This window comes from Labrenzia sp. THAF191a (assembly GCF_009363335.1).
Taxonomy (GTDB): domain Bacteria; phylum Pseudomonadota; class Alphaproteobacteria; order Rhizobiales; family Stappiaceae; genus Roseibium; species Roseibium algicola.
Map to the genome: position 1 here is coordinate 4,878,039 of NZ_CP045333.1, position 25,202 is coordinate 4,903,240.

The 25,202-nt window shown below is 58.2% G+C and carries 25 protein-coding genes and 1 riboswitch; of the genes, 7 read left to right on the top strand and 18 right to left on the bottom strand.

Annotated features, from left to right (window positions below; translation table 11 throughout):
* Positions 1-2: 2 nt before the first annotated feature.
* From FIV05_RS22365 to FIV05_RS22375, 3 genes are read right to left on the bottom strand one after another with little or no spacing between them, the layout of a single operon-like run.
* On the bottom strand, positions 3-1,067 hold the full coding sequence (locus FIV05_RS22365; protein WP_152511023.1) for a TRAP transporter substrate-binding protein: 1,065 nt from the start codon (positions 1,065-1,067) through the stop codon (positions 3-5).
* 20 nt (positions 1,068-1,087) lie between these two features.
* Entirely contained in the window at positions 1,088-2,653 is a 1,566-nt protein-coding gene (locus FIV05_RS22370; protein ID WP_152511024.1) for a TRAP transporter large permease subunit, read from the bottom strand.
* Positions 2,650-3,123 carry a TRAP transporter small permease subunit gene (locus FIV05_RS22375; RefSeq protein WP_209009753.1) on the bottom strand — a complete coding sequence of 158 codons (474 nt, stop codon included), beginning with the start codon at positions 3,121-3,123 and terminating at the stop codon, positions 2,650-2,652. Before FIV05_RS22375 ends, FIV05_RS22370 begins: the two co-directional genes overlap by 4 nt.
* 432 nt (positions 3,124-3,555) lie before the next feature.
* On the opposite strand from FIV05_RS22375, the gene FIV05_RS22380 reads away from it, so the two are divergent.
* Positions 3,556-4,098 (top strand): peroxiredoxin, encoded by a 543-nt coding sequence (locus FIV05_RS22380; protein ID WP_055653804.1) that lies wholly within the window; start codon positions 3,556-3,558, stop codon positions 4,096-4,098.
* A gap of 84 nt (positions 4,099-4,182) precedes the next feature.
* Here the strand turns inward: FIV05_RS22380 and cydX are convergent, their stop codons facing one another.
* From cydX to FIV05_RS22420, 8 genes are all read right to left on the bottom strand, one after another.
* Positions 4,183-4,302 carry a cytochrome bd-I oxidase subunit CydX gene (gene cydX, locus FIV05_RS22385; protein WP_031270783.1) on the bottom strand — a complete coding sequence of 40 codons (120 nt, stop codon included), beginning with the start codon at positions 4,300-4,302 and terminating at the stop codon, positions 4,183-4,185.
* Between the two features lie 12 nt (positions 4,303-4,314).
* The gene (cydB, locus tag FIV05_RS22390) at positions 4,315-5,472 is read right to left on the bottom strand and encodes a cytochrome d ubiquinol oxidase subunit II (RefSeq protein ID WP_152511025.1); all 1,158 of its coding nucleotides are present in this window, start codon (positions 5,470-5,472) and stop codon (positions 4,315-4,317) included.
* Between the two features lie 6 nt (positions 5,473-5,478).
* On the bottom strand, positions 5,479-7,083 hold the full coding sequence (locus FIV05_RS22395) for a cytochrome ubiquinol oxidase subunit I (RefSeq protein ID WP_152511026.1): 1,605 nt from the start codon (positions 7,081-7,083) through the stop codon (positions 5,479-5,481).
* Positions 7,084-7,429: 346 nt separating this feature from the next.
* A complete protein-coding gene (gene cydC, locus FIV05_RS22400) occupies positions 7,430-9,136 on the bottom strand; it encodes a thiol reductant ABC exporter subunit CydC (RefSeq protein WP_152511027.1) in 1,707 nt (568 codons plus the stop codon).
* Entirely contained in the window at positions 9,133-10,941 is a 1,809-nt protein-coding gene (gene cydD / locus FIV05_RS22405) for a thiol reductant ABC exporter subunit CydD (RefSeq protein WP_152511028.1), read from the bottom strand. Before cydD ends, cydC begins: the two co-directional genes overlap by 4 nt.
* 304 nt (positions 10,942-11,245) lie before the next feature.
* A complete protein-coding gene (locus tag FIV05_RS22410) occupies positions 11,246-11,836 on the bottom strand; it encodes a TetR family transcriptional regulator (RefSeq protein ID WP_152511029.1) in 591 nt (196 codons plus the stop codon).
* A gap of 2 nt (positions 11,837-11,838) precedes the next feature.
* Positions 11,839-12,282 (bottom strand): isoprenylcysteine carboxylmethyltransferase family protein, encoded by a 444-nt coding sequence (locus FIV05_RS22415; protein WP_152511030.1) that lies wholly within the window; start codon positions 12,280-12,282, stop codon positions 11,839-11,841.
* Positions 12,283-12,404: 122 nt separating this feature from the next.
* Positions 12,405-13,904 carry a CoA-acylating methylmalonate-semialdehyde dehydrogenase gene (locus FIV05_RS22420; RefSeq protein ID WP_152511031.1) on the bottom strand — a complete coding sequence of 500 codons (1,500 nt, stop codon included), beginning with the start codon at positions 13,902-13,904 and terminating at the stop codon, positions 12,405-12,407.
* A 344-nt stretch (positions 13,905-14,248) separates the two neighbouring features.
* Here FIV05_RS22420 and FIV05_RS22425 point away from each other — a divergent pair, with 344 nt between their 5' ends.
* On the top strand, positions 14,249-15,130 hold the full coding sequence (locus FIV05_RS22425) for a LysR family transcriptional regulator (protein ID WP_152511032.1): 882 nt from the start codon (positions 14,249-14,251) through the stop codon (positions 15,128-15,130).
* Positions 15,131-15,157: 27 nt separating this feature from the next.
* Here the strand turns inward: FIV05_RS22425 and FIV05_RS22430 are convergent, their stop codons facing one another.
* The 5 genes from FIV05_RS22430 to FIV05_RS22450 form a co-directional block, all read right to left on the bottom strand.
* The gene (locus FIV05_RS22430; RefSeq protein WP_152511033.1) at positions 15,158-15,763 is read right to left on the bottom strand and encodes a thiamine phosphate synthase; all 606 of its coding nucleotides are present in this window, start codon (positions 15,761-15,763) and stop codon (positions 15,158-15,160) included.
* Positions 15,760-16,533, bottom strand: a complete 774-nt coding sequence (locus tag FIV05_RS22435) for a thiazole synthase (protein WP_152511034.1) — start codon at positions 16,531-16,533, stop codon at positions 15,760-15,762. The genes FIV05_RS22430 and FIV05_RS22435 overlap by 4 nt, the downstream gene beginning before the upstream one ends.
* Positions 16,534-16,538: 5 nt before the next feature.
* On the bottom strand, positions 16,539-16,736 hold the full coding sequence (gene thiS, locus FIV05_RS22440) for a sulfur carrier protein ThiS (protein WP_152511035.1): 198 nt from the start codon (positions 16,734-16,736) through the stop codon (positions 16,539-16,541).
* Complete coding sequence (thiO, locus tag FIV05_RS22445; protein WP_152511036.1) at positions 16,720-17,697, bottom strand: glycine oxidase ThiO; 978 nt, start codon at positions 17,695-17,697, stop codon at positions 16,720-16,722. The genes thiS and thiO overlap by 17 nt, the downstream gene beginning before the upstream one ends.
* 162 nt (positions 17,698-17,859) lie before the next feature.
* Positions 17,860-17,980: riboswitch (TPP riboswitch) on the bottom strand.
* Between the two features lie 47 nt (positions 17,981-18,027).
* A complete protein-coding gene (locus FIV05_RS22450; RefSeq protein ID WP_209009754.1) occupies positions 18,028-18,552 on the bottom strand; it encodes a DNA topology modulation protein FlaR in 525 nt (174 codons plus the stop codon).
* 146 nt (positions 18,553-18,698) lie between these two features.
* On the opposite strand from FIV05_RS22450, the gene FIV05_RS22455 reads away from it, so the two are divergent.
* Positions 18,699-19,634, top strand: coding sequence for a pirin family protein (locus FIV05_RS22455; RefSeq protein ID WP_152511038.1), 936 nt, complete (start codon positions 18,699-18,701; stop codon positions 19,632-19,634).
* Here FIV05_RS22455 and FIV05_RS22460 read toward each other — a convergent pair.
* Complete coding sequence (locus tag FIV05_RS22460; RefSeq protein WP_152511039.1) at positions 19,603-20,445, bottom strand: DUF6030 family protein; 843 nt, start codon at positions 20,443-20,445, stop codon at positions 19,603-19,605. The genes FIV05_RS22455 and FIV05_RS22460 overlap by 32 nt on opposite strands.
* A 299-nt stretch (positions 20,446-20,744) precedes the next feature.
* On the opposite strand from FIV05_RS22460, the gene FIV05_RS22465 reads away from it, so the two are divergent.
* A complete protein-coding gene (locus FIV05_RS22465) occupies positions 20,745-21,452 on the top strand; it encodes a class II aldolase/adducin family protein (protein WP_152511040.1) in 708 nt (235 codons plus the stop codon).
* Between the two features lie 2 nt (positions 21,453-21,454).
* Positions 21,455-22,348 carry an ROK family protein gene (locus tag FIV05_RS22470; protein ID WP_152511041.1) on the top strand — a complete coding sequence of 298 codons (894 nt, stop codon included), beginning with the start codon at positions 21,455-21,457 and terminating at the stop codon, positions 22,346-22,348.
* Between the two features lie 73 nt (positions 22,349-22,421).
* Here the strand turns inward: FIV05_RS22470 and FIV05_RS22475 are convergent, their stop codons facing one another.
* Positions 22,422-23,549, bottom strand: a complete 1,128-nt coding sequence (locus FIV05_RS22475) for a DMT family transporter (RefSeq protein WP_209009755.1) — start codon at positions 23,547-23,549, stop codon at positions 22,422-22,424.
* A gap of 118 nt (positions 23,550-23,667) precedes the next feature.
* Between FIV05_RS22475 and FIV05_RS22480 the strand changes: the two genes are divergently transcribed.
* Positions 23,668-24,246 carry a MarR family winged helix-turn-helix transcriptional regulator gene (locus tag FIV05_RS22480; protein ID WP_152511042.1) on the top strand — a complete coding sequence of 193 codons (579 nt, stop codon included), beginning with the start codon at positions 23,668-23,670 and terminating at the stop codon, positions 24,244-24,246.
* Positions 24,247-24,396: 150 nt separating this feature from the next.
* Positions 24,397-25,161: an FKBP-type peptidyl-prolyl cis-trans isomerase gene (locus tag FIV05_RS22485; protein WP_152511043.1), complete on the top strand. Its 765-nt coding sequence runs from the start codon at positions 24,397-24,399 to the stop codon at positions 25,159-25,161.
* Positions 25,162-25,202 lie beyond the last annotated feature (41 nt).

The window sequence follows — 25,202 nt, forward strand, 5'->3', positions numbered from 1 at the left end:
GCTTACATGCGCTGGGTGAAAGTGGTCGCCTTCACCAGTGCAGCGTAGTCCTTGGCAAGCTCAAGGAACGCGTCATAGCTTTTCTGCACTTCGGCAAACTTCGGATTGGCGGCAGCGTTTTCCGCCATCACTTCAGCAACAGCCGTCTTCAGCGCAGCCAGGACATCATCCGGGAAGTTGGCAAAGGTAACGCCCTCTTCCTTCAGTTTCTTCATGGCAACCGCGTTGTAATAATCGAACTGTGCGGTGGTCTCGACCGAAGCTGCTTCAGCTGCATAGGCGATGATTGCCTGAAGGTTCGCCGGCAGGCTGTCGTAGGCTTCCTTGTTGACGACGATTTCCAGCGCGGCTGACGGCTCGTGGAAGGCCGGAACATAGCAGTAGTTGGCAACCTTCTGCAGGCCGAATGCCTGGTCCAGCATGGGACCAACCCACTCGGCGGCATCGATGGCACCGGACTGGAAGGCCGGGAAGATTTCCGGAGGCGGCAGCAGCACAGCGTTGACGCCGAGCTTGCGCATGGCTTCGCCGCCGAGACCAGCAATGCGCATGTTGAGGCCGGCGAGATCGTTGAGGCTTTCCACCGGGTTCTTGAACCAGCCGGCTGCCTGTACGCCCGAACTGCCGGAATAAAACGGCATGAGGCCGCGTTCTTCATAAAGGCTGTCCCACAGGTCCTGTCCGCCGCCGTAGCGAAGCCAGGCGGTTGTTTCGACCGCGGTCATGCCGAAAGGAACGGCAGAGAAGAAGTGCATGGCGGTGTTCTTGGACGCGGCATAGTAAGGCGTCGAATGACCGATCTCGGCAGTGCCCTGCTCCACGGCATCTTCAACACCGAACGGCGGTACGAGCTCACCACTGGAATAGACCTTGAAGGTCAGCTGGCCATCGGACATTGCAGCCACGCGGTCGGCAAAGGCGGTCACGTTGGTGCCGACACCCGGCGCCTTCGCCGGAAAGGAGGTCGGCAACTTCCATTCGATCTTGCCTTGCGCAATTGCGGGTGCTGCCAAAAGGCTGGCAGGTGCGGCAACGGCACCAGCCTTCAGAAAATCACGTCTTTTCATGCTTGTGTCTCCCTCGATGTTCAAAACAGGACGTCCGGCAACAGGGTTGCCAGAGCCGGAAAGGCGGCGACCAGACCGAGCGCCAGAAGCTGGATGGCGACAAACGGGATCACCGAAACATAAATGTCAGAGGTGCGGATATCCGCCGGTGCAACCGATCGAAAATAGAAAAGCGCAAACCCGAATGGCGGCGTCAAGAACGAAGTTTGCAGGTTAAGCGCAATCAGGACCGCAAACCAGACCGGGCTTATGTCGCTTTGCAGGATAATCGGCCCGACAATCGGAACAACAATGAAAATGATCTCCACGAATTCCAGAATGAATCCGAGCAGGAAGATCACCAGCATTGTCAGCAACAACATGCCATAGGCGCCGCCCGGCAAGGCGTGCAGCAACTCGGCCACATGTTCATCACCGTTGAACCCCCGGAACACGAGCGACAGGATGCTGGCAGCAATCACGATGCCGAAGATCATTCCGGTGATGGTGACGGTTTCCCGCAGCGCGGACACGAGAACGCCTGCCCGGATCAGAGAAGCTGCTGCGATGGCCAGCATGACAAGGGCAGCGGCCGTCATGGCGACGGAGACGATCGTCAGTGTCGTCCAGCTGATCCGGCCTCCTTCAAACTCCAGACCGAACAGTCCGAGCCTGCGCAGGATCAACAGCAGAATAGCAAAGGCAACGCAGGCCATGGCAACACGCGCCACCTTGCCGTCGCTTCCTGCAGCCGCGATCAGGACAGCCCCTGCGACACCGACACTTGCGGCTTCCGTTGGCGTTGCAATGCCAATCAGGATGCTGCCGAGCACAGCGACGATCAACCCGAGCGTGGGCGCGATATCCCGGAACAATTCCCGGCCTGAGACGCGAGGCTTTGGTGTCGGCGTCTCAGCTTCCTGTCCTTTCGGAGAGGCCCGGCGCAGTCGCAGCAGGACGTATGCCGCATAAAGCGCGACCAGGAGCAGCCCCGGGATCAGCGCACCGGCAAAGAGGTCCCCCACCGTGACCGGGTCCGGCGCGAAGTTGCCGGCTTCCTGCTGCGCTTCGAAGTAGGCATTGGACACCTGATCACCCAGGAGGATCAGAACGATCGACGGCGGAATGATCTGACCGAGCGTGCCGCTGGCGCAAATGAGGCCACTGCTCATGTGCTTGTTCACGCCCGCGGCCAATAGAGCCGGGAGTGTGATCGTGCCCAGCATGACGATGGTTGCCCCGATGATACCGGTCGAGGCGGCAATGAGTGCGCTCACCAGAACCACAGAAAGCGCCAAAGCGGACTGCTGCCCGCCCATTGCGGCCGTCAGGCTCTGCAGCATCCGCTCTGCCTGGCGCGACTTTTCCAGAAGCAACCCCATCAGCACGAACAACGGCACCGCCAACAGGAGCGGATTTGTCATCACGCCATAAACGCGCTGGGGAACAGCCTGAAAGAACACGAGGTCAAAATGCCCGGTGGCGGCGGCGACCAGCGCGACAATCGTCGGTGCACCGGCGATTGCAAGCAGGACCGGCACGCCGGAAAGAATACAGGCAAATACGGACAGGGCCAGAATGATGAGCCAGATGATATCGGCAGTCATGAAAATTTCCGTCGCATCGCGCCGAACAGCTTTTGAAGAATGTAGATCACCACAAGCGCAGGCAGGATCACTAGACAGGTCTTGACCAGAAACAGGCCGGGCAGACCGCCGGTTTCCGGAGAGCCTTCCAAGATCGCCCAGGAGCTTTTGACGAGCGGGAATGCCGTCCAGAGCATGATCGCAAAGACCGGCAGTGCGAGCAGGAGGTCTCCAAGCCAGTCGATACGCCGGTTTGTCCGCTCGCTCCAGTTCTGGCGAAACACATCGACCCGCACGTGCTTGTCTGCATCGAAGGAAACGGCGACAGAAAGGGCCACAAGGACTGCAAAAGCGTAGTTGACCGCGTCCTGGATTTCCAGAAGACCGTAGCCAAGCAGATAGCGCATCAGCACCATGGCCAGCTGGCCGAAAAAGACGATCGCGGCAAACCCCATGCAAAGCATGTGTACCGCCCGAAAGACCCTACGCATTCATCACTCTTGCTGCTGGAAGTCGCATTTCGCTCTGGTCCGGCTTCAAGACCCGACCTTCTGGAGCCCCCTCCTCAGCCCCGCATTGCGCCAAAGGCGAACCACACGGGACTTAGTCAGCTTAATGACCGAAATTGAGCGTGTATACAATGATTTGAGAGCTTTTTCCGGAAAAGGCGGACCACCCACAGAAGTCCGCCAACCGTGCTCCTGGAAATGTCGGCCAGCGGCATATCGCCTCGATTGAGTGCTTCGCACAGGCTTCTTGCTTATTGCGGAGCAAAATGGATTGCGGCATTGCAGCAAATGGGCTAGGCCGAACTTCTCCTCCACTTTCAGGGCGCTTGTGCCCTGCCCGGTTCTCCTCCCGCGGGCAAGGCACGATTTCGGCACTCTGGACAGTTTGCAACCACTCAATTTCTGGAGTTTGCGATGCTCAGCAAAAAAGTTCCGTTCGTTACCTTCCGCACCCGCGTCCGTGATGAATCCATTGAAGGTCCGAACCCGTTCCGCTGGGAAGACAAGACCAGCGACGACTACTTCAAGGGCAAGAAGGTCGTTCTGTTTTCGCTTCCAGGCGCATTCACTCCGACCTGCTCCACCTATCAGCTTCCGGATTTCGAAAAGCTGTTTGAAGAGTTCAAGGCTGAAGGCGTTGATGAAATCTATTGCATCTCCGTCAACGACGCTTTCGTGATGAATGCCTGGGCAAAGGCCCAGGGCGTCGAGAACGTCAAGGTTATTCCGGATGGATCCGGCGAGTTCACCCGCAAGATGGGCATGCTGGTTGCCAAGGACAATCTCGGGTTCGGCATGCGCTCCTGGCGCTATGGCGCGGTCATCAACGACGGCATCGTCGAGCAGTGGTTCGAAGAAGAAGGCTTCTCCGACAACTGCGAAAGCGATCCTTACGGCGTTTCCTCGCCGCAGAACATCCTGGAAAAGCTGCGCGCTGCAAAAGTGCAGGCCGCCTGACCCACCAGGAACTGGTCCAGCAAAAAGCCCCGGAGCAATCCGGGGCTTTTTCATTTTCCAACACGATTTCCAGAAACGCCGGAACTACTTGCGGCCTTCCAGGCGACGGCGTTCGTCCTCCGACCTCAGCTCCAGCCACATCGCGTTCAGGATCGCCATGGCGCAGGCCAAAGGCATTCCGAGGACCCAGGCAAAATACCACATGTTGCAGTCTCCTCAGTAAGCGCTGTGGTTGTCACGTTCGATGGTTTCTTCATCCACCTTGCCCCACAGGACCTTGTACACCCAGGCAGTGTAGACAAGGATGATCGGCAGGAAGATGAGTGTCGCCACCAGCATGTTGAACAAGGTCCGGTGGCTGGAAGATGCGTCCCAAACCGTCAGGCTGGCTTCGGGCTGAATCGATGATGGCAGGATGAACGGGAACATCGAGACACCGACTGTCGAGATGATCCCGAAAATCGCCAGCTTCGAGAAGAGGAAGATCGGCATTTCGAAACGTGTCTGCAAAAGCACGAGCGTTCCGAACAGGCCAAGGAACCCAAGACCGGGGGCCAGCCAGAGGATGGGGTGGACAGTGTAGTTGTACATCCACGCCCCACCTTCGATGACCGCCTGCTTCGCCAGTGGATTGGCTGCCATGTTCGGATCGATTTCGGATGTAATGCGGAAACCTTCCACATAACCGCTGGCAACGAGATACCCGCCGAGAGCAAACAGAGCGATGCTGAGGCCTGCCGTTACTGTGCCGACCCGCCGCGCGCGCGCAGCAATATCACCTGACGCCCGCATCACCAGCCAGACAGAGCCATGCGTGACGAGCATTGCCACCGACAACAGCCCGCACAGCAGTGAGAACGGCGAGAACAGAGCGAAGAACGAACCTTCGTATGTCATGCGCAGATCGTTATCGAGCGAGAACGGGACCCCGAGCAACACATTCCCGACGGCAACACCGAAGACAAGCGCCGGTACGAAAGACCCCGTGAACAGTGCCCAGTCCCAGGCGTTGCGCCAGGAGGGATCCGGCCGCTTGGACCGATACTTGAAGGCCACCGGCCGCAGGATCATCGCGGCCAGTACCACGAACATCGCCAGATAGAACCCCGAGAAGCTGATGGCATAGAGCGGCGGCCAGGCAGCAAAGATCGCCCCGCCCCCCAGGATGAACCAAACCTGGTTTCCTTCCCAGGTCGGGCCGATCGTGTTGATGACGACACGCCGTTCGATATCTGTCTCGGCAACAAAGGGCAGCATCGCGCCAACACCCATGTCGAAACCGTCCATCACCGCAAAGCCGATCAGAAGGACGCCGAGCAGCAGCCACCAGATCATCTTCAGGATGGAGTAGTCGATCATTTCATAGAGGATCATTTTCGATTACTCCGCTGGTACAGAGGCTGCGGCCGGGACCGGCTGCTTCGGCGCGGCCGGAACTGCATCCGGGTTCTCGCCGTCTTCAGGACCGATCTTGATGTATTTGATCATCAGCGTGATCTCGATCACCAGAAGCGTGCTGTAGAGCGCAACAAAGCCGGCGAGCGTCAGCAGGACCTCGGTCACGCTAAGGCTCGAGACACCGGCAGAGGTCGGCAGCATACTTTCGATGATCCAGGGTTGGCGGCCATACTCGGCGACGAACCAGCCCATTTCGCAGGCGATCCACGGCAAAGGGATCGACCAGACCGCGATATGCAACAGCCAACGGCGCTTTTCTCTCAGAACGTCCAGCCGTCCGGACGAAGAATAGTAGAAGAACACCGTGGTCATCAGGATGAAGAAGAAGCCGCACGCCACCATGATCCGGAAGGAATAGAACATCGGCATGACTTCCGGCACGGTGGACCAGGCGGCCGCGTCTACCTGAGCGGTGGTCGCTTCCATCGGATTGTCCGTGAACGGCAGCAGCAGATAGGCGTAACCAAGCGAGTTCTCGTTCTGCAGGAAGGTCTCGCGGACATCCGCACTTGCATTTGCCGGATCCTGCCGGATTTTCTGTAGCGCATCCCAGGCTATCGCACCCTGCCGGATGCGGTCCTTTGTCCGCTCAACCAGATCCTTGATGCCGGGAATGATCGTGTCGAGGGAGCGCGTTGCGATCAGGCCCATGACATAGGGCACTTCAATGGCAAAGACGTTCTCCCGCTTCTCCATATCCGCCCAGGCAATCACGTTGAACGAGGCCGGAGCCGGCTCGGTTTCCCACATGGCTTCGATCGTCGCCAGTTTCATCTTCTGGTTCAGGTTGGCCTCATAGCCGCTTTCATCCCCGAGAACGACAACCGAAAGTGCAGATGCAAAGCCGAAGGCGGACGCGATGGCCATGGATCGTTTGGCGATCGGAATATGGCGGCCTTTCAGCATGTACCAGGCAGAGATACCCAGAACGAACATCGACGCGGTGACGTAACCTGCAGACACGGTGTGCACAAACTTGGCCTGCGCCACCGGATTGAACAGCACTTCATAGAAACTGGTGACTTCCATGCGCATGGTGTCGGGGTTGAATGCGGACCCGACAGGGTGTTGCATCCAGCCGTTGGCGATCAGGATCCAGAGTGCCGACAGGTTTGTTCCAATTGCGACGGCCCAGGTGGCTGCCAGATGCTGGCGCTTGGAGAGCCTGTCCCAGCCGAAGAAAAAGAGCCCAACGAACGTGGCCTCCAGAAAGAAAGCCATCAGGCCCTCGATCGCCAGAGGCGCACCAAAGACATCGCCGACATATTGACTGAAGTAAGCCCAGTTCATGCCGAACTGGAACTCCATCGTCAGACCGGTAGCGACCCCCAGGACGAAGTTGATCCCGAACAAGGTGCCCCAGAACTTGACCATGCGCTTCCAGACCTCACGGCCGGTCATCACATAGACTGTTTCCATGGTGGCCAGCAGGACCGACAGGCCGATGGTCAAAGGCACAAACAGGAAGTGGTAGAGCGCTGTCATGGCAAATTGCAGCCGGGACAGGTCAACGACGTTCAGTTCCATCGCATTCCCCCTTTACGGACCGGAGAGGCCCGAGCATTTCGGCAGTCGTGTCCAACGTTCTATCGAACGGCAACAGGCACGTCTGCACATCAGGACGATCGACGGGTAAATGCCCTGTCGGAGGAGACCGGGCCTGTGTCGATCTTGATTGAAAACCCGGTTTTCGTCCCGATCCGGCAACGGCAATCAACTTCACAGTGAATGCGGATTGCAGCCGCCAATCCCGTCAATGAACCGGCTTAGAAAACGAGTCTTCCTATGGGCTGATCGTGGCCCACCGCCCCACCAAGGTCAATGCGACAGTTAGGACGCGACAACCTCAAGATGCGGAAAACTGCGGGAGAACTCATTGAAATTCGGAAAGAATTATTTCCGGCGACCGAATGCCGCTGCTGCATGGCGCCGTCAGATCCAGCACGCGGTCTGCCCGCTCCAACTCCTGTCGACGGTGCGCAATCATCAAGACGGCCGCATCGCCGCGATAGGACAAAAACCGGTCCAGAACATCCGCAGCGGTTGCGGCGTCCAGTCCCTCGGTCATCTCGTCCAGAACAAACAGGGTCGGCCGCGTCAGAAAGGCACGCGCCAGGGCAAGACGCCTCTGCTCTCCACCGGACAGTCCGAGTCCCCCCTCACCGAGTATGGTCTGCAGGCCTTCCGGATTTTCAGAAATGCGTTCAGCAAGCGCCGCCTGTTCAAGCGCACGCCAAAGTTCCGTATCGTGAGCATCCGGGTTTGCAACACGCAGGTTCTCGGCAACGGTCTCGTTGAAGAGGTAGGCCTTTTGCCCAATGACGGTAACCTTGCGGCGAAGCTCTTTCTCGGTGATGCGGTCGATTTCCAGCCCACCCAGAAGTATCTTCCCCTGCCGTGGCTTTCGTAACCGCGCAGCCAATGCTCCAATCGTCGACTTGCCGCAACCGCTGCGCCCTGCCAATGCGAGAATTTCGCCTTGATCGAGGTGAAAGGAGAGCCCCTCCAGAACGCGTCTGTCAGCACCGGGATAGCCAAAACTGACGCCTTCGAAATCGAGCGCAGGCGCGGCGTCTTGGTGTCCTGTCTCTGCTACGGAAAGGCTTTGCGAAGGCTCGATCTCATCGGGGCGACGCATCAAATGCATGATCCGACCAGCTGCCAACGCGACGCGAGGCAGCCTGGAAAGGCCAGGCAAGCTCATCGAAAATATTTCCGGAAGCCCCATCACCACCAGTATCAGACCAACGCTAAATGCCGCCGTCAGCGAGCCATTCCCGACTTCGTGCAGACAGACAAGAAGCATGACGGCTAGAAACAGCTGCCCAAGGAGCGTAGAGCCCGCTGTCAGCTTGCTGGTACGGCGATCTTCGACCTCCTGGGCTTCCGCCAATCGCGTGTCGGCGACAAGAACCGAGTCGGCAGCCGCGTCCAGACCGCCGTAAATCGCAAGGTCCCGTCGGCCTGCTGCCAGATCCGCAGCTCGAAGCCGCATGGCATCCAGCGCCGCGTCAGAGCGGCGAGCGGTTTTGGTGTCGGACCGTGCAAAGGTCCGGACTGCGAGCCCGAACCAGGCCGAAACGAAGACTGCTCCGGTAAGCAACAAAAGCAGCGATACGCTGCTCCAGACCAGAAGCAGCGAGACCGCAACAACCAGCGACAGCACCAGAGGAACAACCAGACGCAAATAAACCGTATCGAGGACGGCAACGTCGAGTGTCAGACGATTGAGCAGCAATCCGGATCGCTGACCGTCGTTTGTCTTAAGTGCCATCGCCGCAAACAGCCGGTTTCTGAACCCGGTCAGAAACCGGAACGTGGCGTCATGTGTCAGAACCCTTTCACCGTAACGGCCGGCAGTACGGACAATCGCAAAGGCGCGAATGAGTGCGCTTGGCGCAAAGATGTTCAAGAACGCGCCACTCAAACCCGCAATCGCCGCAGCGGTGATGAACCAGCCGGAAACGCCGAGCAGAAGAAGTCCGGCAGCCGCAGGCAGCAACGCCACAAGAATGCCAAGCCAGAAATGGAAGCTGTCGTACCGGTGCTGGGTGCGAATGATATGCCAGACAGACCTCACGCGAAGACCTCCCCTTCGGCGTGGGCGCCGAGCGCCTTCAGGTCAATCCGCCGCGAGGCGATTTTCCGAAGGGCCGGGTCGTGTGTGGCGATGATGGCGGTCCGGCCATCGCAAAGGTTCCGCAATCCCTCGATGACATCTGCCGCCGTTTCTTCATCAAGCGAGGCTGTCGGCTCGTCCGCCAGCAGCAGGACCGCATCCTTGCGCATCGCCGCCCTCGCGAGGGCCACCCGGCGGATCTCCCCGACAGAAAGGCCGAAACCGTCTTCTCCCAAAGGTGTTTCCAGACCACGAGGCAGGCGCTGGACGAGCGCTTCGGCCCCGGCAAGGCGAAGGGCTTGCCAGAGATCGTCCTCCGTAACCGCTGCAGATGTATCAACAGCTCTCAGGAGGTTGGCCTTGAGACTGCCGTGAAACAGCCTGGGCGACTGGCCGAGCCATATAACCTTTCGACGCAGCAATGGTGCAATCGCGGTTGCAGTAAGGTCGTTCACCTGAATTTCGCCGGAATCAGGCTCCTGGAAGCCCAGTATCCCGTCAATCAGTGTGGTCTTGCCGCTGCCGCTCGGCCCCTCGACCAAAAGCGTTTCATCCGGCTCAATCTTCAGATTGAACCCCTTGAAGACACAGCGCTCATCATGGGAGATGTTGACAGACCTGAACAGAATTGCAGGTGGGCCTGAAAGTGAAATGTTACCGACCGGCTCGGCTGATCGATCAGCGCGCTTAGGGTTTTCGGGGGTGTCCTGCGACGGAAAAAGTGTCGCCAGCTTTTTCTGCGCGGCAAGTCCGCCCGCCCGGTCATGATAGGCTGCCGCATAGGCACGCAAGGGGGCAAAGAACTCCGGTGCGAGCAGCAGAATGAACAGGCCCTGCGCAAAGGTCAGGGGCCCGCCCCAGGTTCCAGCCTGGATTTCACCCAATAGCGAGAACCCCACATAGACCGCGCAGAAGGCTATTCCGAGAGCAGAAAAGAGTTCCAGAACGGTTGAGGAGAGGAATGCGATCTTCAGGACGCGCATGGTGCCGGTTCTGAACCGTTCGCCCGCGTCAGCGATTTGCCGCTGGGTACGCTCGATTGCGCCAAACAGGGTCAGTGTTTCCAGGCCCCTGATCCTGTCCAGCAGACTGCCGCTCAGCCGCACAAGTTCTTCCTGTTGCGTCTCGCTCGCAGCCTTGGCACGCATGCCAATCAGCGCCATGAAAACAGGAATGAGCGGCCCGCAGACAACCAGGATCAGCGCGCCGAGCCAACTGAACACGGCAGTGGCGGCAACGATGCCGAGGGGTACAAGACGAAGCCGAACCTTCTGAGGTTCGAAATTCCGATAGTAAGGTCCAAGCAGGTCGACCTGTTCGGTAACATGGGCGGCAAAGGCACCGGAAGATGGAAATTCTGCAGACGGCGACGTTCTGGCGGCAAAGGAAAGCAGCTCTGCACGTGCCCTGCCCTGGATTGCACGAGCGGTTTGTCGAGCAACCGTTTCAGCTCGGTTTTGCAGAAACACTCTCAAAACGGCAACCAGCACGATGCCGGCAGCAGCCTGGAAGGCCAAGCCTGTCAGATCGCCTTCGATAACCTGGCCGTCATCTGCAGCAGAAAACAACATGGGGAGCGATCCGAGCGCCCAGGAAATCAGTCCGGCCTGTGCGATCCACAGCAGATCGGATACGGCAAGCAGCCGACCAGCCCGTTTCAGGCTGCGGCTTTCTCCTTTGTCCGGCCAGCCGAAAGCAGCTGCTGCTCCGCTGTCCTGCCCCTCACCCTCAGCCACCGTCCCGATCTTTTCCCTTTTTATTGTCATCAGCCGTTTAGTGTCGCCCCGTCCGCCCAAATTCAAGAGGCAGATTGCCACGGTGGCAATGGGAATGCCATGCAAGGGCGACCGGTATCGGCGCAGTACTGCGCCTGCAGATGCCTATTTTCTTTCACCGGATGCACAATTCTGCGAATAGGTTTTCAGGAGGTCTGCGAGATCTTTGTTCATGAAATTATCTCCTGAAGCTCCAGAAGACGACTTTGTGCAGGCCCTGTTCCAACAAACGCCCGAAAAAGGCAGCTGCTGTGTCTACCTGACAGTTGCCTTTGGCGGTGGTTCGCGGTGGTTGCTATCGCACGTGTCGATGCTCCAATTCGGAAAGCACCGCGGCAAGAACCGCTTCGGCGCGTTCTTCCGTGCACCTTGGCCTAAGGCGGGCAATCAGAAACGGGTCTCTGAACAGTTGCGTTGCGTCTTCAACCAATTCACACGCCCTTTTCAGTTCGCGTCCTTTAAATAAAGCGCCGAGGATCCCTTCCAGCATTTTCCGCAGTCTGCTCACATGGATGGTGACAGGTTCGGGATGCTCACCAGCCAGTGTCAGATAGGCCCGGAACAGGTCCGGATCGTCGTCGAACCTTTCTGACTTGATTGCGAGCTGCACCCTGACAAAAGCCGCCAGTTTCGATTGCCAGCTTTCCGCAGCTGATATTTCCACCTGAAGCGCAACTTCCACGTCTGCGAACCAGCGTTCCGCCAAGCCTGCCATGAGAGCCGCCTTGTTGGGAAAAAACCGGTAGACATTCGATTGCGACATCCGACAATCGGCCGCCAGATCAGTCACGGAAAAGCGCGGCGAACCTTGCCGCCGCAAGCGGTGTTCCGCAGCCTGCAGCAGGCTGTCCCGGATTTCGGCGTTTTCAACCTTCGGTCTTGCCATTTCTAAAGCCAACGCCTCACATTTTTTCTGTAGTCCAGGTAAGGCTGGCCAAACGTCTTCTCGGCGTTCCGCTCCTCAATCGGGATGTACCAGAACTGCGCGGCCAGAAAAAAGACGATTGCGAAAAGGACGTTCAATGCTTCGTTGGTACAGACAGCGACCCCGAGCAGCATCAACAAAAACCCAAGATACATCGGATTGCGCGAAAGCGCGTAGATGCCGGAGGTAACCAAGCGGGTTGGTTGCCGGAACGTATGGATTTCCGTTTCTTGCGAAATGAACGTGCCATGTCCCTTTTTCAGGAAAAACAACCCCAGAGCGACGACTGCCAAACCGGTCCACTGGAACGGTGCAGGAAGCATCGGCGAACCGGGACACAAGATCGTGACGGGGACCATCGACAACAGGAACAGGCCGAAAAGGACAGGCGGAATTATCTGAGGCATGAGAGGTCTCCAAACGCACTTTATAATAAATAATAAATTTCATCTTTTATCATTTTACAAGGCAAAAAAGAGGCGCTCCAGGCGAAACCGGGAGCGCCAGACCGGACTTGGTCCGGGAGGAATTACTTCATCGTCGGGATCACGAACTCGGCCCCGTCCTTCAGACCTGACGGCCAGCGGGAGGTCACGGTCTTGGTGCGGGTGTAGAACTTGAACCCGTCCGGACCATGCTGGTTGAGATCGCCGAAACCGGACTTCTTCCAGCCGCCGAAGGTGTGGTAGGCGAGCGGCACCGGAATCGGCACGTTGATGCCGACCATGCCGATGTTGATGCGGGACGCGAAGTCGCGGGCGGTGTCGCCGTCACGGGTGAAGATCGCAGTGCCGTTGCCGTATTCGTGGCTGAGCGGCAGATCGAGAGCTTCTTCGTAGTTCTCTGCGCGAACCACGGACAGGACCGGACCGAAGATTTCGGTCTTGTAGATGTCCATGTCCTTGGTGACGTTGTCGAACAGGCAGCCACCCATGAAGAAGCCGTTCTCATAGCCCTGCATGGAGAAATCGCGGCCATCGACAACCAGCTTCGCACCTTCCTTGATGCCCTGATCGACGAGCCCCTTGACGCGGGCAAGCGCTTCCTTGGTCACCAGCGGACCGAAGTCGACGTCGTTGCCGGCCGTGTACGGCCCGATCTTCAGTGCTTCCACCTTCGGCGCAAGCTTCTCGATCAGTGCGTTTGCGGTGCTTTCGCCAACCGGAACGGCAACAGAAACAGCCATGCAACGCTCGCCGGCCGCGCCGTAACCGGCACCGATCAGAGCATCGGCCGCCTGATCGAGGTCGGCATCCGGCATGATGATCATGTGGTTCTTTGCGCCACCGAAACACTGGGCGCGTTTGCCGGATGCTGTTGCACGGGCATAAACATACTGGGCAATCGGCGTGGAACCGACGAAGCCGACAGCCTGGATGGTTTCATCGTCCAGGATTGCATCGACCGCGCTCTTGTCGCCGTTGACAACGTTCAAAACACCTTCCGGCAGACCGGCTTCGATCATCAGTTCAGCAAGCATGATCGGCACGGACGGATCGCGCTCGGACGGCTTCAGGATGAAGGAGTTGCCACAAGCGATCGCCGGGCAGAATTTCCACATCGGGATCATGGCCGGGAAGTTGAACGGCGTGATGCCGGCAACGACGCCAAGCGGCTGGCGCATGGAATACATGTCGATGCCCGGACCGGCGCCTTCGGTGAATTCGCCCTTCAGCAGATGCGGCGCACCAATGCAGAACTCGGCAACTTCCAGACCGCGGATAACGTCGCCCTTGGCGTCCGGAATCGTTTTGCCATGCTCGCGGGAAAGAGCTTCAGCCAGCTTGTCCATGTCGCGGTTGAGAAGATCAACGAACTTCATCATCACGCGAGCGCGACGCTGCGGATTGGTGGCAGCCCAGGCAGGCTGTGCGGCAGCGGCATTGGCAATTGCCGCGTCCATCTCGGCCTGGCTGGCCAGGGCGACCTGCGCCTCGACTTCACCGGTTGCCGGGTTGTAGACATCTGCAAAGCGGCCGGAGGTTCCCTCCACGTGTTTGCCGCCGATAAAATGACCGATCTTCCGCATGTCGCGTTTCTCCCAATATGTCCTGACACCAGCCAAAAGGATTTTGGGCGAGCATCAAAGATGATGTCTTTTTTGACTTTTATTTTTGCTACAAACAAGAACCAGATTTCCGGACCCGTTGTGCGTTTTTTGAAGTTATGCAATAAAATGCCACAGAGCGTTTGAGACAAACGATAGGTCCAATTCCCCTCGGTTGTCATCCCGGCTGAAACTCTACCAAATGCCGGTGCGCAGCAAGACGTGATCTCACCACCATGAACTCGGCGGCCATGGCGCCTGGTATCCGAACATCGGTTGAAAAAAACAAATCAGAGCGGGCTGATTATCGCGGAAAGCAAATCAACATGAACTGGGACGACATCCGCATCTTTCTCGCGATCGCTCGAACAGGACAAATCCTGGCGGCAGCGCGCCGTCTCGGCCTCAACCACGCCACGGTGGCACGCAGGCTGACGAGCCTTGAAGACAGCATCGGCACACGCCTCTTCGACAGATCAACATCCGGCTGCCTTCTGACGGAAGCCGGCAGCCGGTTCTTTGACCGGGCAGAACGGATCGAAGCCGAGGCGGTGGCAGCGGAAGCCGACCTGACAAACAACACGCCGGAAATTTCCGGAACCGTTCGCATCGGTGCGCCCGATGGTTTCGGTGTCGCGTATCTTGCGCCCCGGCTTGGCAAGCTCACGGAAAAACATCCAGGACTGACGGTGCAGCTCGTTCCAGTACCCCGCTCCTTCTCGCTCTCCCGCCGTGAAGCTGATATCGCCGTGACAATAGACAGGCCGGAAACAGGCAGGCTGGTTGCCGGCAAGCTCGTCGACTATTCGCTCGGCCTTTATGCGTCAAAAACCTATCTGGAAAGCCGGGGAACGCCTTCCTCCGCAAGCAATCTGATCGACCACGATCTTATTGGTTACGTGGAAGACCTGCTCTACTCGCCATCGCTGAACTATGGCACCGAGATCCTCAAAGACTGGACCGCACGATTTGAAATCGCCTCCGCACTCGGCCAGACCGAAGCAGTCAGGTCCGGCGCCGGTATCGGCATCCTTCACGATTTCATCGCGCGCGATAATGCCGATCTGGTCGCAGTTCTCCCGGAGATAAAGCTTCACCGGGCTTACTGGATGGTGACACATGAAAGTTCACGCCCTCTCCGCCATGTCGCTGCAGCACAGGACTTTCTGCGCGATCAAGTCGCGCGCGACAAGGCGATATTCGGCTAGCCAGGCCGAAGGTGAAACGCGCTCGACCTACCGCCAGGGATCTGTCGCCATTATCCATTCCCTGGTGCGTGCTTCCGGATCGGCATTGCGGGTGATGTCGGTGACAACGGCTGCGATATCTGCGCCGTTCTCGAACACACCCGGCAGACGCTCCGGATTGAGGCCGCCAATGGCAACAAGCGGCAATTCGCCGATCTGCCGCTTCCACCGACCGACCTTTTCAACGCCTTGAGGCGCCCATTTCATTTCTTTCAGGATCGTCGGATAGACAGGCCCCAGCGCGACATAATCGGGCTCGACAGAAAGCGCTGTTTCCAGTTCCTCACCGTCATGGGTCGAAACGCCAAGTTTCAGCCCCGCCTTGCGAATGGCCGCCACATCGGCGTCAGCAAGGTCTTCCTGACCAAGGTGGACAAAGTCGCAGTCCAGTTCAATCGCGAGCTGCCAATAATCGTTCACGACAAGTTGGCAGCCGTGCTTCTCGCACACGCTCTTGGATGCTGCGATTTCCTTTCGCAGGACTTCATCACTCGCGTCCTTGATGCGCAGTTGAACCAGCTTGACGCCAAGCGGAACCAGTCGCTCGATCCATTCGGAACTGTCGACGATGAGGTAAAAGGGATCGAGCTTCATTCAAACACCGCCATTCCGAGAACCGGGGTAGAAGGAACCGCCATGTCGCGGGGTTCCAGGGGTTGGGCTTTATAGGCCAGGCGACCGGCCTCAATTGCAACTGCAAAGGCTTTGGCCATCGCGACAGGGTCTCCGGCCTTTGCGACAGCCGTATTCAGCAGTACCGCATCGAAACCGAGTTCCAGAACAGCGGCCGCATGGGACGGTCTGCCAAGACCGGCATCGACAACAAGTGGGATGCCTCTGAAGTGACTGCGATAAGCACGAAGGGCATCCGGATTGACCGGCCCCTTCGCCGAACCGATTGGCGCACACCAGGGCATCAACACCTGGCATCCCGCCTCAAGCAACCGGTCGCCGACAACAATATCGTCCGTCGTATATGGAAACACCTTGAATCCGTCATCGCTCAGGATACGTGCGGCTTCCACGAGGCCAAAGACATCCGGCTGCAGGCTGTCGTGATGACCGATCACTTCCAGCTTGATCCAGTCGGTTCCAAATAGGTCGCGCGCCATTTTAGCGGTGGTGACGGCTTCCTTTACCGAATGACATCCGGCAGTGTTGGGCAGCACCTTGACGTTCATTTCACGGATAAGGTCCCAGAACCGGCCGCCTCCGCCACTTCCTGCCGTTTCGCGCCGAAGGGACACCGTCAGAATTTCAGCCCCGGATACCTTCACCGCGTCCGACAGAATTTGGGGTGATGGGTACTGGGCAGTTCCAAGCAGGAAACGCGACGCAACGCTTTCGCCGTAAACTTCAAACATGGGCGTCATCCTCCCTGCATCGGCGACAGGATCTCGATACGGTCGCCCGCCTCAAGGAAGCAAGCGCTTCGTTCTTCAGCACAAACCAGATCGCCGTTGCGTGCCGTTGCAAGAAACTCATGGTCATAGGCCAGTTCGTCCAGAAGCGCAGCCAGCGTCGCGCTGACAACTTCCTGAGGTTCGCCGTTAATGGTTAGCTTCAAGGGACTTCTCCTGAAGGTGTTGCACGATCCTGTCTGCCGCCTCCGTGGCAAAATGCGGAGCAAGCAGGAAGCCATGCCGGTAAAATCCGTTCATTGACAACGTGTTGCCGGTAAACGTGAGACGAGGAAGATTGTTTGGATATGCCGGGCGGAGGCCCACCCCGGTTTCGATGATCTTTGCCTCGGCAAATCCCGGATGCAGGCTGTAGGCGGCATTCAGAAGTTCCATGGTGGACCGAACACTGACGGCCCCCTGGTCGCGACTTTCGATCATGGTCGCACCGACCATGAAGACCCCATTGTCACGAGGCACCACGTAAACCGGAATTCGGGGGTGCAGAAATCGCACCGGCCGCGAAAGCGAGACATCCGGTGCATGCAAGATCAACATTTCACCGCGTACGGGACGCAAGTGCGGATCCGGCGAGGCCATGCCGGTACAGTCTGCAATCAGGTCGGTCGACAAGGTGAAGTCCTGCGCCTCGAACCTGACGTGAGCACCACCTTCTGAAACCTTTGCCTTTAATGTGGTGAGAGCCAGGCGCGGATCGAGATGGGCTTCCCCGACAAAATGGAGCCCCTTTGCAAAACGGCCTGCGAGGTCCGGCTCGAGTGCGCCCAGCGCTGCGCTGTCGAGCCATTCAAAACCGTTGGTCCGAGAAGCGAACCGGCTCAATTCTCCAGTATCGCGCGGCGCAGCAACAACCAGCGTGCCATTTTGCTGAACCTGCCCTGGCAGGACCTTGCGCCACCAGCCAATGGACGCTTGTCCAAGCCGCAAGACCTCTTCTTCTGCGTTTTCCCGCTCACACCAAGGCGCCAGCATGCCACCTGCGAGCCAGGAAGCACTGGCGGACAAATCCCTGCTTTTTTCCACCAGTTCGACTTGCACGCCGCGCAAGACAAGCTCATGCGCCAGCGCCAGACCGGCGACACCTGCTCCCTTTATCCCGACCCTCATTCCGGCCCTCTTCCGGGAAAGACCGCAAGTCCTTCGCCTTTGCGCGATAACCGGTATCCCGCTTGCATAAAACGCATCTCCGTACGGACCGGAAAAGGTCCCGCATTTCGGACATTCGGCTTGGAAAGGTGGCCAAGGGTGGCGCATTGCGGCGGCAATTGCATTTGACCGAGAACACCTTCCCTTCGCCAGCATGACCTGGATCAGGTTCGTCGGGTCCCTGCACTGCGCAAGTGCGCCAGCAGTATCTCAGCCTCTTCTGGAGGCACCCCGGGTGAGCCCCTGTTGTGCCGCCCGTCAGGCGCACCTGTCAAGAGACAGGATGAGCCTTCAGCCCTGTTGCCGAGGGCTCGCCAGAAAGTCGTCGATTTCGGCAAGGGTGCTGAACCGATAGACTTTCAGATGGTCCGGAGGTTCGCGGTAGATGTGCTCCAGCTTGGCTCTGGCGGATTGTCTCGTTCGCCAGATGAACCTCAGGAATTCAACAGTTTGCCAGTTGAACTGCTCCGGGCAGCCCTCGGCCAGATCCGGACGGCTCTGCCCATTGTACTTCACGGACCGTTTCAGCACTCGAAATATGCGGCGCGTTACCGGGACGTCGAGCCAGATGAAAGTGTCGGCACGTTCGACTCGCTCCGCATAGGTGCTTGAATGACCGCCCTCGAAGATCCAGACATCCTTCAGATGGACCTCATGTGTCAGCCGGTCTTTCTCTTCCCGGGACCGTTCATTCCAGCCGGAGCGGTAGTGAATCTTGTCCATGTGGTACACCGGCAGTCCAGTTTTCCGCCCAAGGGCAACGGCAAGCGTGCTTTTGCCCGAGCCCGGGCCGCCAACGATCATCACGCGTTTCATGTCGCACCAAACAAAAGCAAGGAAGGGCTGGTCGTTATACAGATTGTGCAGGGGATGAAAACCCGAAACAGACTGTTCAATGGACACTTCGGCTTCGCAGGCCCTATCTAGTTTGCAAGACAGAATGTTCTTTGATGGAGAGGCAGATGAGCTGGTTGAATTGCCCTGATCCCGTACCGGGAAATGCTGCAAGCTGTGACCCGATTGAAACGATCATCGTACCGCGGACATCCGACCTCGGCGGATTTTCGGTAAGACGAGCCTTGCCGTCCGCCAGGCGGCGGATGGTTGGCCCGTTCATCTTCTTCGACCAGATGGGCCCGGCAGAACTTTTGGTCGGCGGCGGTATCGACGTGCGTCCACATCCTCACATCGGGTTGGCGACAGTTACCTATCTCTTCGAAGGCGAGATGTATCACCGTGACAGCCTTGGAACGGAGATTGCGATTGCCCCCGGTGCTCTGAACTGGATGAGTGCCGGCAAGGGCATCGTGCATTCCGAACGTGAGAGGCCGGAACGCCTGCAGAAAAAACGTCCCCTGTTCGGCCTGCAGAGCTGGGTGGCCCTGCCCAAACACCTGGAAGAGACCGACCCGACCTTCCAGCACCACGGCACTGAGGAACAGCCGGAATTTGCCGACAAGGGCGCTTCAGTCAAACTTATCGCGGGCGAGCTTTATGGCCACAAGGCACCGGTGAAGACAGCGTCCGACATGTTCTATGCCGATATCACGCTGGAACCGGGAGCGAAGATCCCGCTGGATGCCGGATGGGAAGAGCGCGGCCTTTATACGGTCTCGGGCCAGATCACCATTGCCGGCCAGAATTTCGATCCGGCCCAGCTGCTGGTGTTCAAACCGGGTGATCATCTGGTGATCGAAAACACGTCTCCCCTGCCGGCCCGTTTCGTAGTGCTTGGCGGCGAACCGATGGACGGCCGGCGTTATATCTGGTGGAACTTCGTGTCTTCATCGAAAGAGCGCATCGAGCAGGCCAAGGAAGACTGGCGCCTTGGCCGTTTCGATACGGTACCCGGCGATGCGGAAGAGTTCATTCCCTTGCCTGACCGTCCGGGACCCTGACACTCCAGCCGCTTTCCAGTGGTGGTGCTTTTTCAAACCTGTCGGCGGGCCGGATAAGGTCCGGCTCGCCAAAGTCCAGAATGATGTTGAGCCGTTGGCTTGCCAGCGGGTCACCCGTCAGATTTGGATCTTCCGGCGAAACCGACAGCCGCACGCCCCTGTGTGTCGTTTCCAGTTGCCTGAACCCGGAAACCGCCTCGCGAAACACTTCCGGAACCGTCCAGCCATACCGAAGCGACAGGGCGTCGATCACCAGCCAGACCGCATCTAGGCCGATCTGCATCTGGCGTGGATCTTCCACCACCAGCTTCAGCCGAAGATAATCGATGCTTTTTTCCGATGGGCCGCGCAGCAGAAAGAAAAGAGTTGTCGAGCCGTAGTCGACGCTGGGTGTAGTCAAGGGCACCAGGTCGGATGCACATTGCCAGCGGCCTTCGCTGAAAGGCGCCCGACTCCAGCCGGGGTTTCCGAGCCCCAGAGACCGTAATTCGTCGCATAGCTGATCCGGCTGGCCCAGGAAGCTGCGTTTCAGCTCCGCTGACAGTTCCGGTTCCGGAGCCAGCAGCACCTGCTTGGCCGGAGACTGCAGGGAAGAAAGCGGATCAGGCATCAAGGGGGCGGTTGCAACGCTTTCCTCCCCCCCTTGCCCGGCAAGGTGAAGGAACAGGCCGCCAACGGCGAAACCGGCAGCCAGCAACGCCAGGGTTCCCCAGATGTAGTACGGCGTCACCTGAGAACGTTTACGAGATCTGGACGCGCGTGGTGGCAGGCCTGACTTCCTGGGCTCGCCTCCTTCAGACAGAGTTTCCATGTCCGGCTCGGCCCAGCGCGGGCCTTTGGAACGGTGCCCCGGCCTCGACCTGGAATGCGCTCCCCTACCCGTCCGGTCTGCCGACAATGCAGCCGATCCAAGCAATTGCCTGAGCTTGTCTGCGAAACCCGCCATTCAGTCCCTTAACACCGCGATCCTCAACCGAGTGGTCAAGGGCACGGGATTTATCAAACCAATACCTTGAAAAGGCAACCGGATACCTGTCATGTAAGCGCCGCTTCCACGGTCGCGCAGCCAAACTAACGCTCGCACCCGAACCAGAACCAAAGAGGCCCCGAATGCCCACCTTTCCAGGTGACACACCTGACCTGCGCCTTGCGATCATCGAGACAGCCCGTGCCTTGCCTCGTCTCGGACTGACCAAAGGCACCTCAGGAAATGTCAGTGCACGCACCGAATCCGGTTTTTTGGTGACGCCGTCGGGAACGCCTTACGAAAATCTGACTGAAGACAAGATTGTCGCGCTGGACTGGGACGGCTGCTACCGCGGCGAGACACTACCGTCTTCCGAATGGCGGATGCATCTCGACTTCTATCTGGCGAAACCGGAATGCGGCGCAGTGGTGCATTGCCATAGTCCTCGCGCGACCGCCCTGTCCTGTCACCGGCGCGGCATTCCAGCATTTCACTATATGGTGGCGCTTGCCGGTGGCGACCGTATCGAATGCGCCCATTACACCACCTTCGGCACCCGTGGATTGTCCGAGGCAATGATTTCAGCACTTGGTGACAGAAACGCCTGCCTGCTTGCAAATCATGGGCAGATCGCCGGTGGAGCAACCTTGCAGAAGGCGCTTTCGACCGCGGAAGGCGTGGAAGATCTGGCAGACCAGTATCTATCAGCCCTGATCCTGGGTGAACCTGTGATACTGGATGCGGAAGAAATGACCGCGATCTTGAAAAAATTCAAAACCTACGGAAAACAAACAAGCGAACTTGAAGACGGCCAGACAGCTGCCTTCGAACTGCCAAGACGGATGGACTGAAAATGCGGCTGGGAATTGACTGGGGTGGAACCAAGATCGAAATCATCGCTCTTTCCAACGAGGGCGAGGAACTGTTCCGGCAACGGGTCGACACCCCCAGGGACGACTATGAAGGTTGTCTGGAAGCAGTCCGTTTTCTGGTCGAGGCGGCCGAAAAGGCAACCGGACAGACGGGAACGCTCGGTCTTGGCATTCCCGGTTCGCTTTCCCCCAAGACAGGTCTGGTCAAGAACGCCAATTCCACCTGGATGAACGGCAAGCCCCTGGACCAGGACCTGCAGAGGGTACTTGGCCGCCCGGTGCGTATCCAGAATGACGCAAACTGTCTGGCTGTTTCCGAAGCGACCGATGGCGCAGGTGCTGGAGCGCATATCGTTCACGCCATAATCATCGGCACAGGCAGCGGTTCGGGCATTGCCATCGACGCGAAAGCCCATCTTGGTGCCAACGGCATCGGTGGCGAATGGGGAGCGATCACCGTGCCCTGGCTAAAGCCGGAAGAGTATCCGGGTCCCGACAGCTGGATCGGCCACAAGGGCGCCATCGATCGCTGGTGTTCGGGAACGGGCTTTCAGCTCGACTACAAGGACAGGACCGGAACGCTGTTGAAAGGCCATGAAATCATGGCGCTGAAACGCTCCGGCGACACGGTGGCAACTGCCGTCTACGAGGCTTACGTCAGCCGTCTTGCCCGTGCGCTTGCAATGTCGGCTAATCTGCTCGATCCGGATGTATTCGTCCTGGGTGGCGGCATGTCGAATATCGACGAGCTATATGCCGACCTCCCTCCCGCAATGACGCCTTACATCTTCTCCGATACCTTCGAGACACCGATCCGCAAGGCTATGCATGGCGACAGCTCTGGTGTGCGGGGAGCGGCCTGGCTCTGGGGGTGAGAAATCACCTGGAAGCCAAAGACGACAAACCGACCCCGCGAGTTGCGGGATCGGTTCCTGGGGTATGGCAAGACTAGTTTGACTTTTTCGCTACAGCGCCGCGCCCTTTGCTGACGAGCACAATCCCGGCCCCGACAGCTGCGACGGCCGCCAGTTTCGCCAAGTTTGGCACTTCACCAAAGGCGAGATATCCGAGGCCAAGACCAATCACCGCGGCAACGGAGCCTATCTGGCTGAGATAGACAGGCCCGGCTGTGTGCTGCAGGCGAAAATACAGCCCGTACTGAAAAGCGAATATCGTTATTTGGGCTGCCAACAGACCAGTGGCCTCAAGCGACCAGGTGCCGGGCACAACGGGGATACCAGCCGTGGCAGTAAATAGTCCGAGTGCCGCGAACCCGACCAGCATCATGCCGAGAGCAAGATTTACCGGCCGTGCGCCTGCTGGCCACTTGACCGAGCGATAAATGTTACCGGAAGCCAGGAATACAGGGATCGACAGCGCAAACATCGCCCACCAGGAGGCATCCACGGAAAGCTGACGTCCGGACGCCGCCAGCAAGATGCCACCGGCCAGACCGAACAGAACGCCAACCCCACGCAGAACCTGAAACTTCTCCAGGCGCAACAGAACAGCAAATCCATAAGTCAGAACCAGCGGAAATGCGTAGCTCAGCGAAACAAACCCCGCCCCGACCTTTGGCGCAGCAACCACTGCGATCATGTTCGGGGCAATGAACAGGAGACCGCTGACCAGCAGGTAGAAGGCAAACTGGCCCCGGCTGACGTCTGTGTCCCCTTTAGCGGCGATACTTCCTCCGGCTGCAATCCTGCTAATAACGAACAAACCCGCAGCACCGCCAAGGATGGACCACTGCAACAGGGCCAAAGGATGCCACCCGGTCATGGGGGCGGCCTTGGCAATCACCGTGGATACGGCGAGAAAACCACCGACGATCAACAACAGCACCAACGGCTGATCCAAGGGATTTTCACGCCTTTCGCCTGAAAGAGATGCTTGTTGCTGCAGGGAAGCCGCACTTGCGGATGTTCCTAATCTGGTCGTGTCCACCATGGGACTGTCCTTCCTCACAATTTGGCGCTGGCTTGATGCTGCACCGTTGCCAGAACAGATAACGCATATTATCTCGATTTCAAGATACTTAATTTCAAGATTCTTGACATCAGTTGACAGAACCACCCGAAACGGCCAGTATCGAAACAACAAAAACAGTCGATATGTCAGCTAGTTACGCAACCTCTTGCTCCCTCGTGAAAAAGTGCGTCATCTGACTGGAAATGATCTGGAGTTTCCGACCATGACCACCCGGTCAAGCGACACCAAGAAGCCATCGGATCACCTGTTCGGAGATCCGGAAGACCTGCTAATCGACCGTGCGGAGCGCGCGCGCAGGCAATGGCAAAGGGAAATACCCGAGATCGCGGAGCAGCTGTCGCCAATGGTTCTGCTTGGACGATTGAACGAAGCGTCTCAGGTGATGGGTCGCGATTATCTTGCCCCTGCCTACGCGGATATCGGATTGAAGACGGGTGAATTCGATGTTCTGGCAACCCTCGTGCGGTCCGGACCACCCTACAAGCTGACGCCGACGGAATTGTACCGGACCACGATGATGAGCTCGGGCGGCATGACGGCCCGGGTCGATAAGCTGGAGAAAGCAGGTCTGGTTGAACGCTGCCCGCATCCGGACGACAGACGGGCACTCACCGTTTGCCTGACCCCGAAGGGACTGGACCTGATCAAGGGACAAATGCCCGACTACATTGCAACACAGCAGAAGGCTGTGAGCGGCTTAAGCGAAAAAGAACAACAGCAATTGTCAGACCTTCTGGAAAAGCTCATTCGCTCCGTCAACGATCCTCTTGGCAAGACCTGACTGGCGCATACGCTAGCCAGGCGCTTCTGGTCTGGAAACCACAAGCCGCCCCGGCCTTGTGACTTACCGTCACTGTGATCGAAACCCGGATTGTTTTCCTGTCCCAGATGACCAATTCTTGTCCGTAACAACACACCGGGACCACACATCATGCTCAAATTGGTTACGCGCATTTTCGCCATCATGCTTTTCGTCCTGCCGGCACAGGCACAGGAAGAGCTGCAGATCCGGGATATTGAAAAAGGAACCGGCGAAGAAGCAAACGTCGGTGAAACGGTGGTGGTGCACTACACCGGTTGGCTGATGGACGGAACGAAGTTCGACTCCAGCGTCGACCGAGGCACGCCGTTTTCGTTCACACTGGGTGAGCGGCGCGTTATTCCCGGTTGGGAAAAAGGCGTCGAGGGCATGCAGGTCGGCGGCAAGCGCGAGCTCATCATTCCGCCAGACATGGCTTATGGGTCGCAAGGCGCAGGCGGGATCATTCCGCCGGATGCCACATTGAAATTCGAAATCGAACTGCTTGAGGTCAAGGCGAAGAAATTCTCTGATATCGACAACGGCACCCTGAAGGCAAAGCTCGCCTCAGGCACCACGGTCATTGATATCCGGCGTCCTGACGAGTGGAAGCAAACCGGCGTCATTCCGGGCAGCCACCTGGTTACGTTCTTCAATGACAGTGGCCAGGTGAACCCTGCCTTCGGCAGCGAACTTCAGAAGTTGGTTTCCGGCCCCTCGGACGAAGTGGTGTTTATCTGCCAGACGGGGCAACGAAGCCAGGCTCTGTCAGAATATCTCGCCGGACAGGCCGGCTTCACCAACGTGGTCAACGTCGAAAAGGGAATTGCACACTGGATCGAAGATGGCGGCGAAGTCACCCAGGCAGCCTTGCCGGAGAATTGCTGGCTCTGCTGAATTCGGATCGTCCGCCTTATTCCAGTTGATCTGCAAGAGCC

Bases quoted from the DNA above. Each gene is read 5' to 3' on its own strand.
- cydX (WP_031270783.1), bottom strand. From the start codon at position 4,302: ATGTGGTATTTTGCCTGGGTCCTCGGAATGCCTTTGGCCTGCGCCATG.
- FIV05_RS22375 (WP_209009753.1), bottom strand. From the start codon at position 3,123: ATGCGTAGGGTCTTTCGGGCGGTACACATGCTTTGCATGGGGTTTGCC.
- FIV05_RS22430 (WP_152511033.1), bottom strand. From the start codon at position 15,763: ATGAAGCTCGATCCCTTTTACCTCATCGTCGACAGTTCCGAATGGATC.
- FIV05_RS22455 (WP_152511038.1), top strand. From the start codon at position 18,699: ATGAGCTGGTTGAATTGCCCTGATCCCGTACCGGGAAATGCTGCAAGC.
- FIV05_RS22380 (WP_055653804.1), top strand. From the start codon at position 3,556: ATGCTCAGCAAAAAAGTTCCGTTCGTTACCTTCCGCACCCGCGTCCGT.
- FIV05_RS22395 (WP_152511026.1), bottom strand. From the start codon at position 7,083: ATGGAACTGAACGTCGTTGACCTGTCCCGGCTGCAATTTGCCATGACA.
- FIV05_RS22365 (WP_152511023.1), bottom strand. From the start codon at position 1,067: ATGAAAAGACGTGATTTTCTGAAGGCTGGTGCCGTTGCCGCACCTGCC.
- FIV05_RS22425 (WP_152511032.1), top strand. From the start codon at position 14,249: ATGAACTGGGACGACATCCGCATCTTTCTCGCGATCGCTCGAACAGGA.
- FIV05_RS22370 (WP_152511024.1), bottom strand. From the start codon at position 2,653: ATGACTGCCGATATCATCTGGCTCATCATTCTGGCCCTGTCCGTATTT.
- FIV05_RS22470 (WP_152511041.1), top strand. From the start codon at position 21,455: ATGCGGCTGGGAATTGACTGGGGTGGAACCAAGATCGAAATCATCGCT.
- cydB (WP_152511025.1), bottom strand. From the start codon at position 5,472: ATGATCCTCTATGAAATGATCGACTACTCCATCCTGAAGATGATCTGG.
- FIV05_RS22450 (WP_209009754.1), bottom strand. From the start codon at position 18,552: ATGAAACGCGTGATGATCGTTGGCGGCCCGGGCTCGGGCAAAAGCACG.
- FIV05_RS22415 (WP_152511030.1), bottom strand. From the start codon at position 12,282: ATGCCTCAGATAATTCCGCCTGTCCTTTTCGGCCTGTTCCTGTTGTCG.
- FIV05_RS22465 (WP_152511040.1), top strand. From the start codon at position 20,745: ATGCCCACCTTTCCAGGTGACACACCTGACCTGCGCCTTGCGATCATC.
- FIV05_RS22460 (WP_152511039.1), bottom strand. From the start codon at position 20,445: ATGGAAACTCTGTCTGAAGGAGGCGAGCCCAGGAAGTCAGGCCTGCCA.
- cydD (WP_152511028.1), bottom strand. From the start codon at position 10,941: ATGACAATAAAAAGGGAAAAGATCGGGACGGTGGCTGAGGGTGAGGGG.
- thiO (WP_152511036.1), bottom strand. From the start codon at position 17,697: ATGAGGGTCGGGATAAAGGGAGCAGGTGTCGCCGGTCTGGCGCTGGCG.
- FIV05_RS22485 (WP_152511043.1), top strand. From the start codon at position 24,397: ATGCTCAAATTGGTTACGCGCATTTTCGCCATCATGCTTTTCGTCCTG.
- FIV05_RS22480 (WP_152511042.1), top strand. From the start codon at position 23,668: ATGACCACCCGGTCAAGCGACACCAAGAAGCCATCGGATCACCTGTTC.
- FIV05_RS22435 (WP_152511034.1), bottom strand. From the start codon at position 16,533: ATGTTTGAAGTTTACGGCGAAAGCGTTGCGTCGCGTTTCCTGCTTGGA.
- FIV05_RS22410 (WP_152511029.1), bottom strand. From the start codon at position 11,836: ATGGCAAGACCGAAGGTTGAAAACGCCGAAATCCGGGACAGCCTGCTG.
- FIV05_RS22420 (WP_152511031.1), bottom strand. From the start codon at position 13,904: ATGCGGAAGATCGGTCATTTTATCGGCGGCAAACACGTGGAGGGAACC.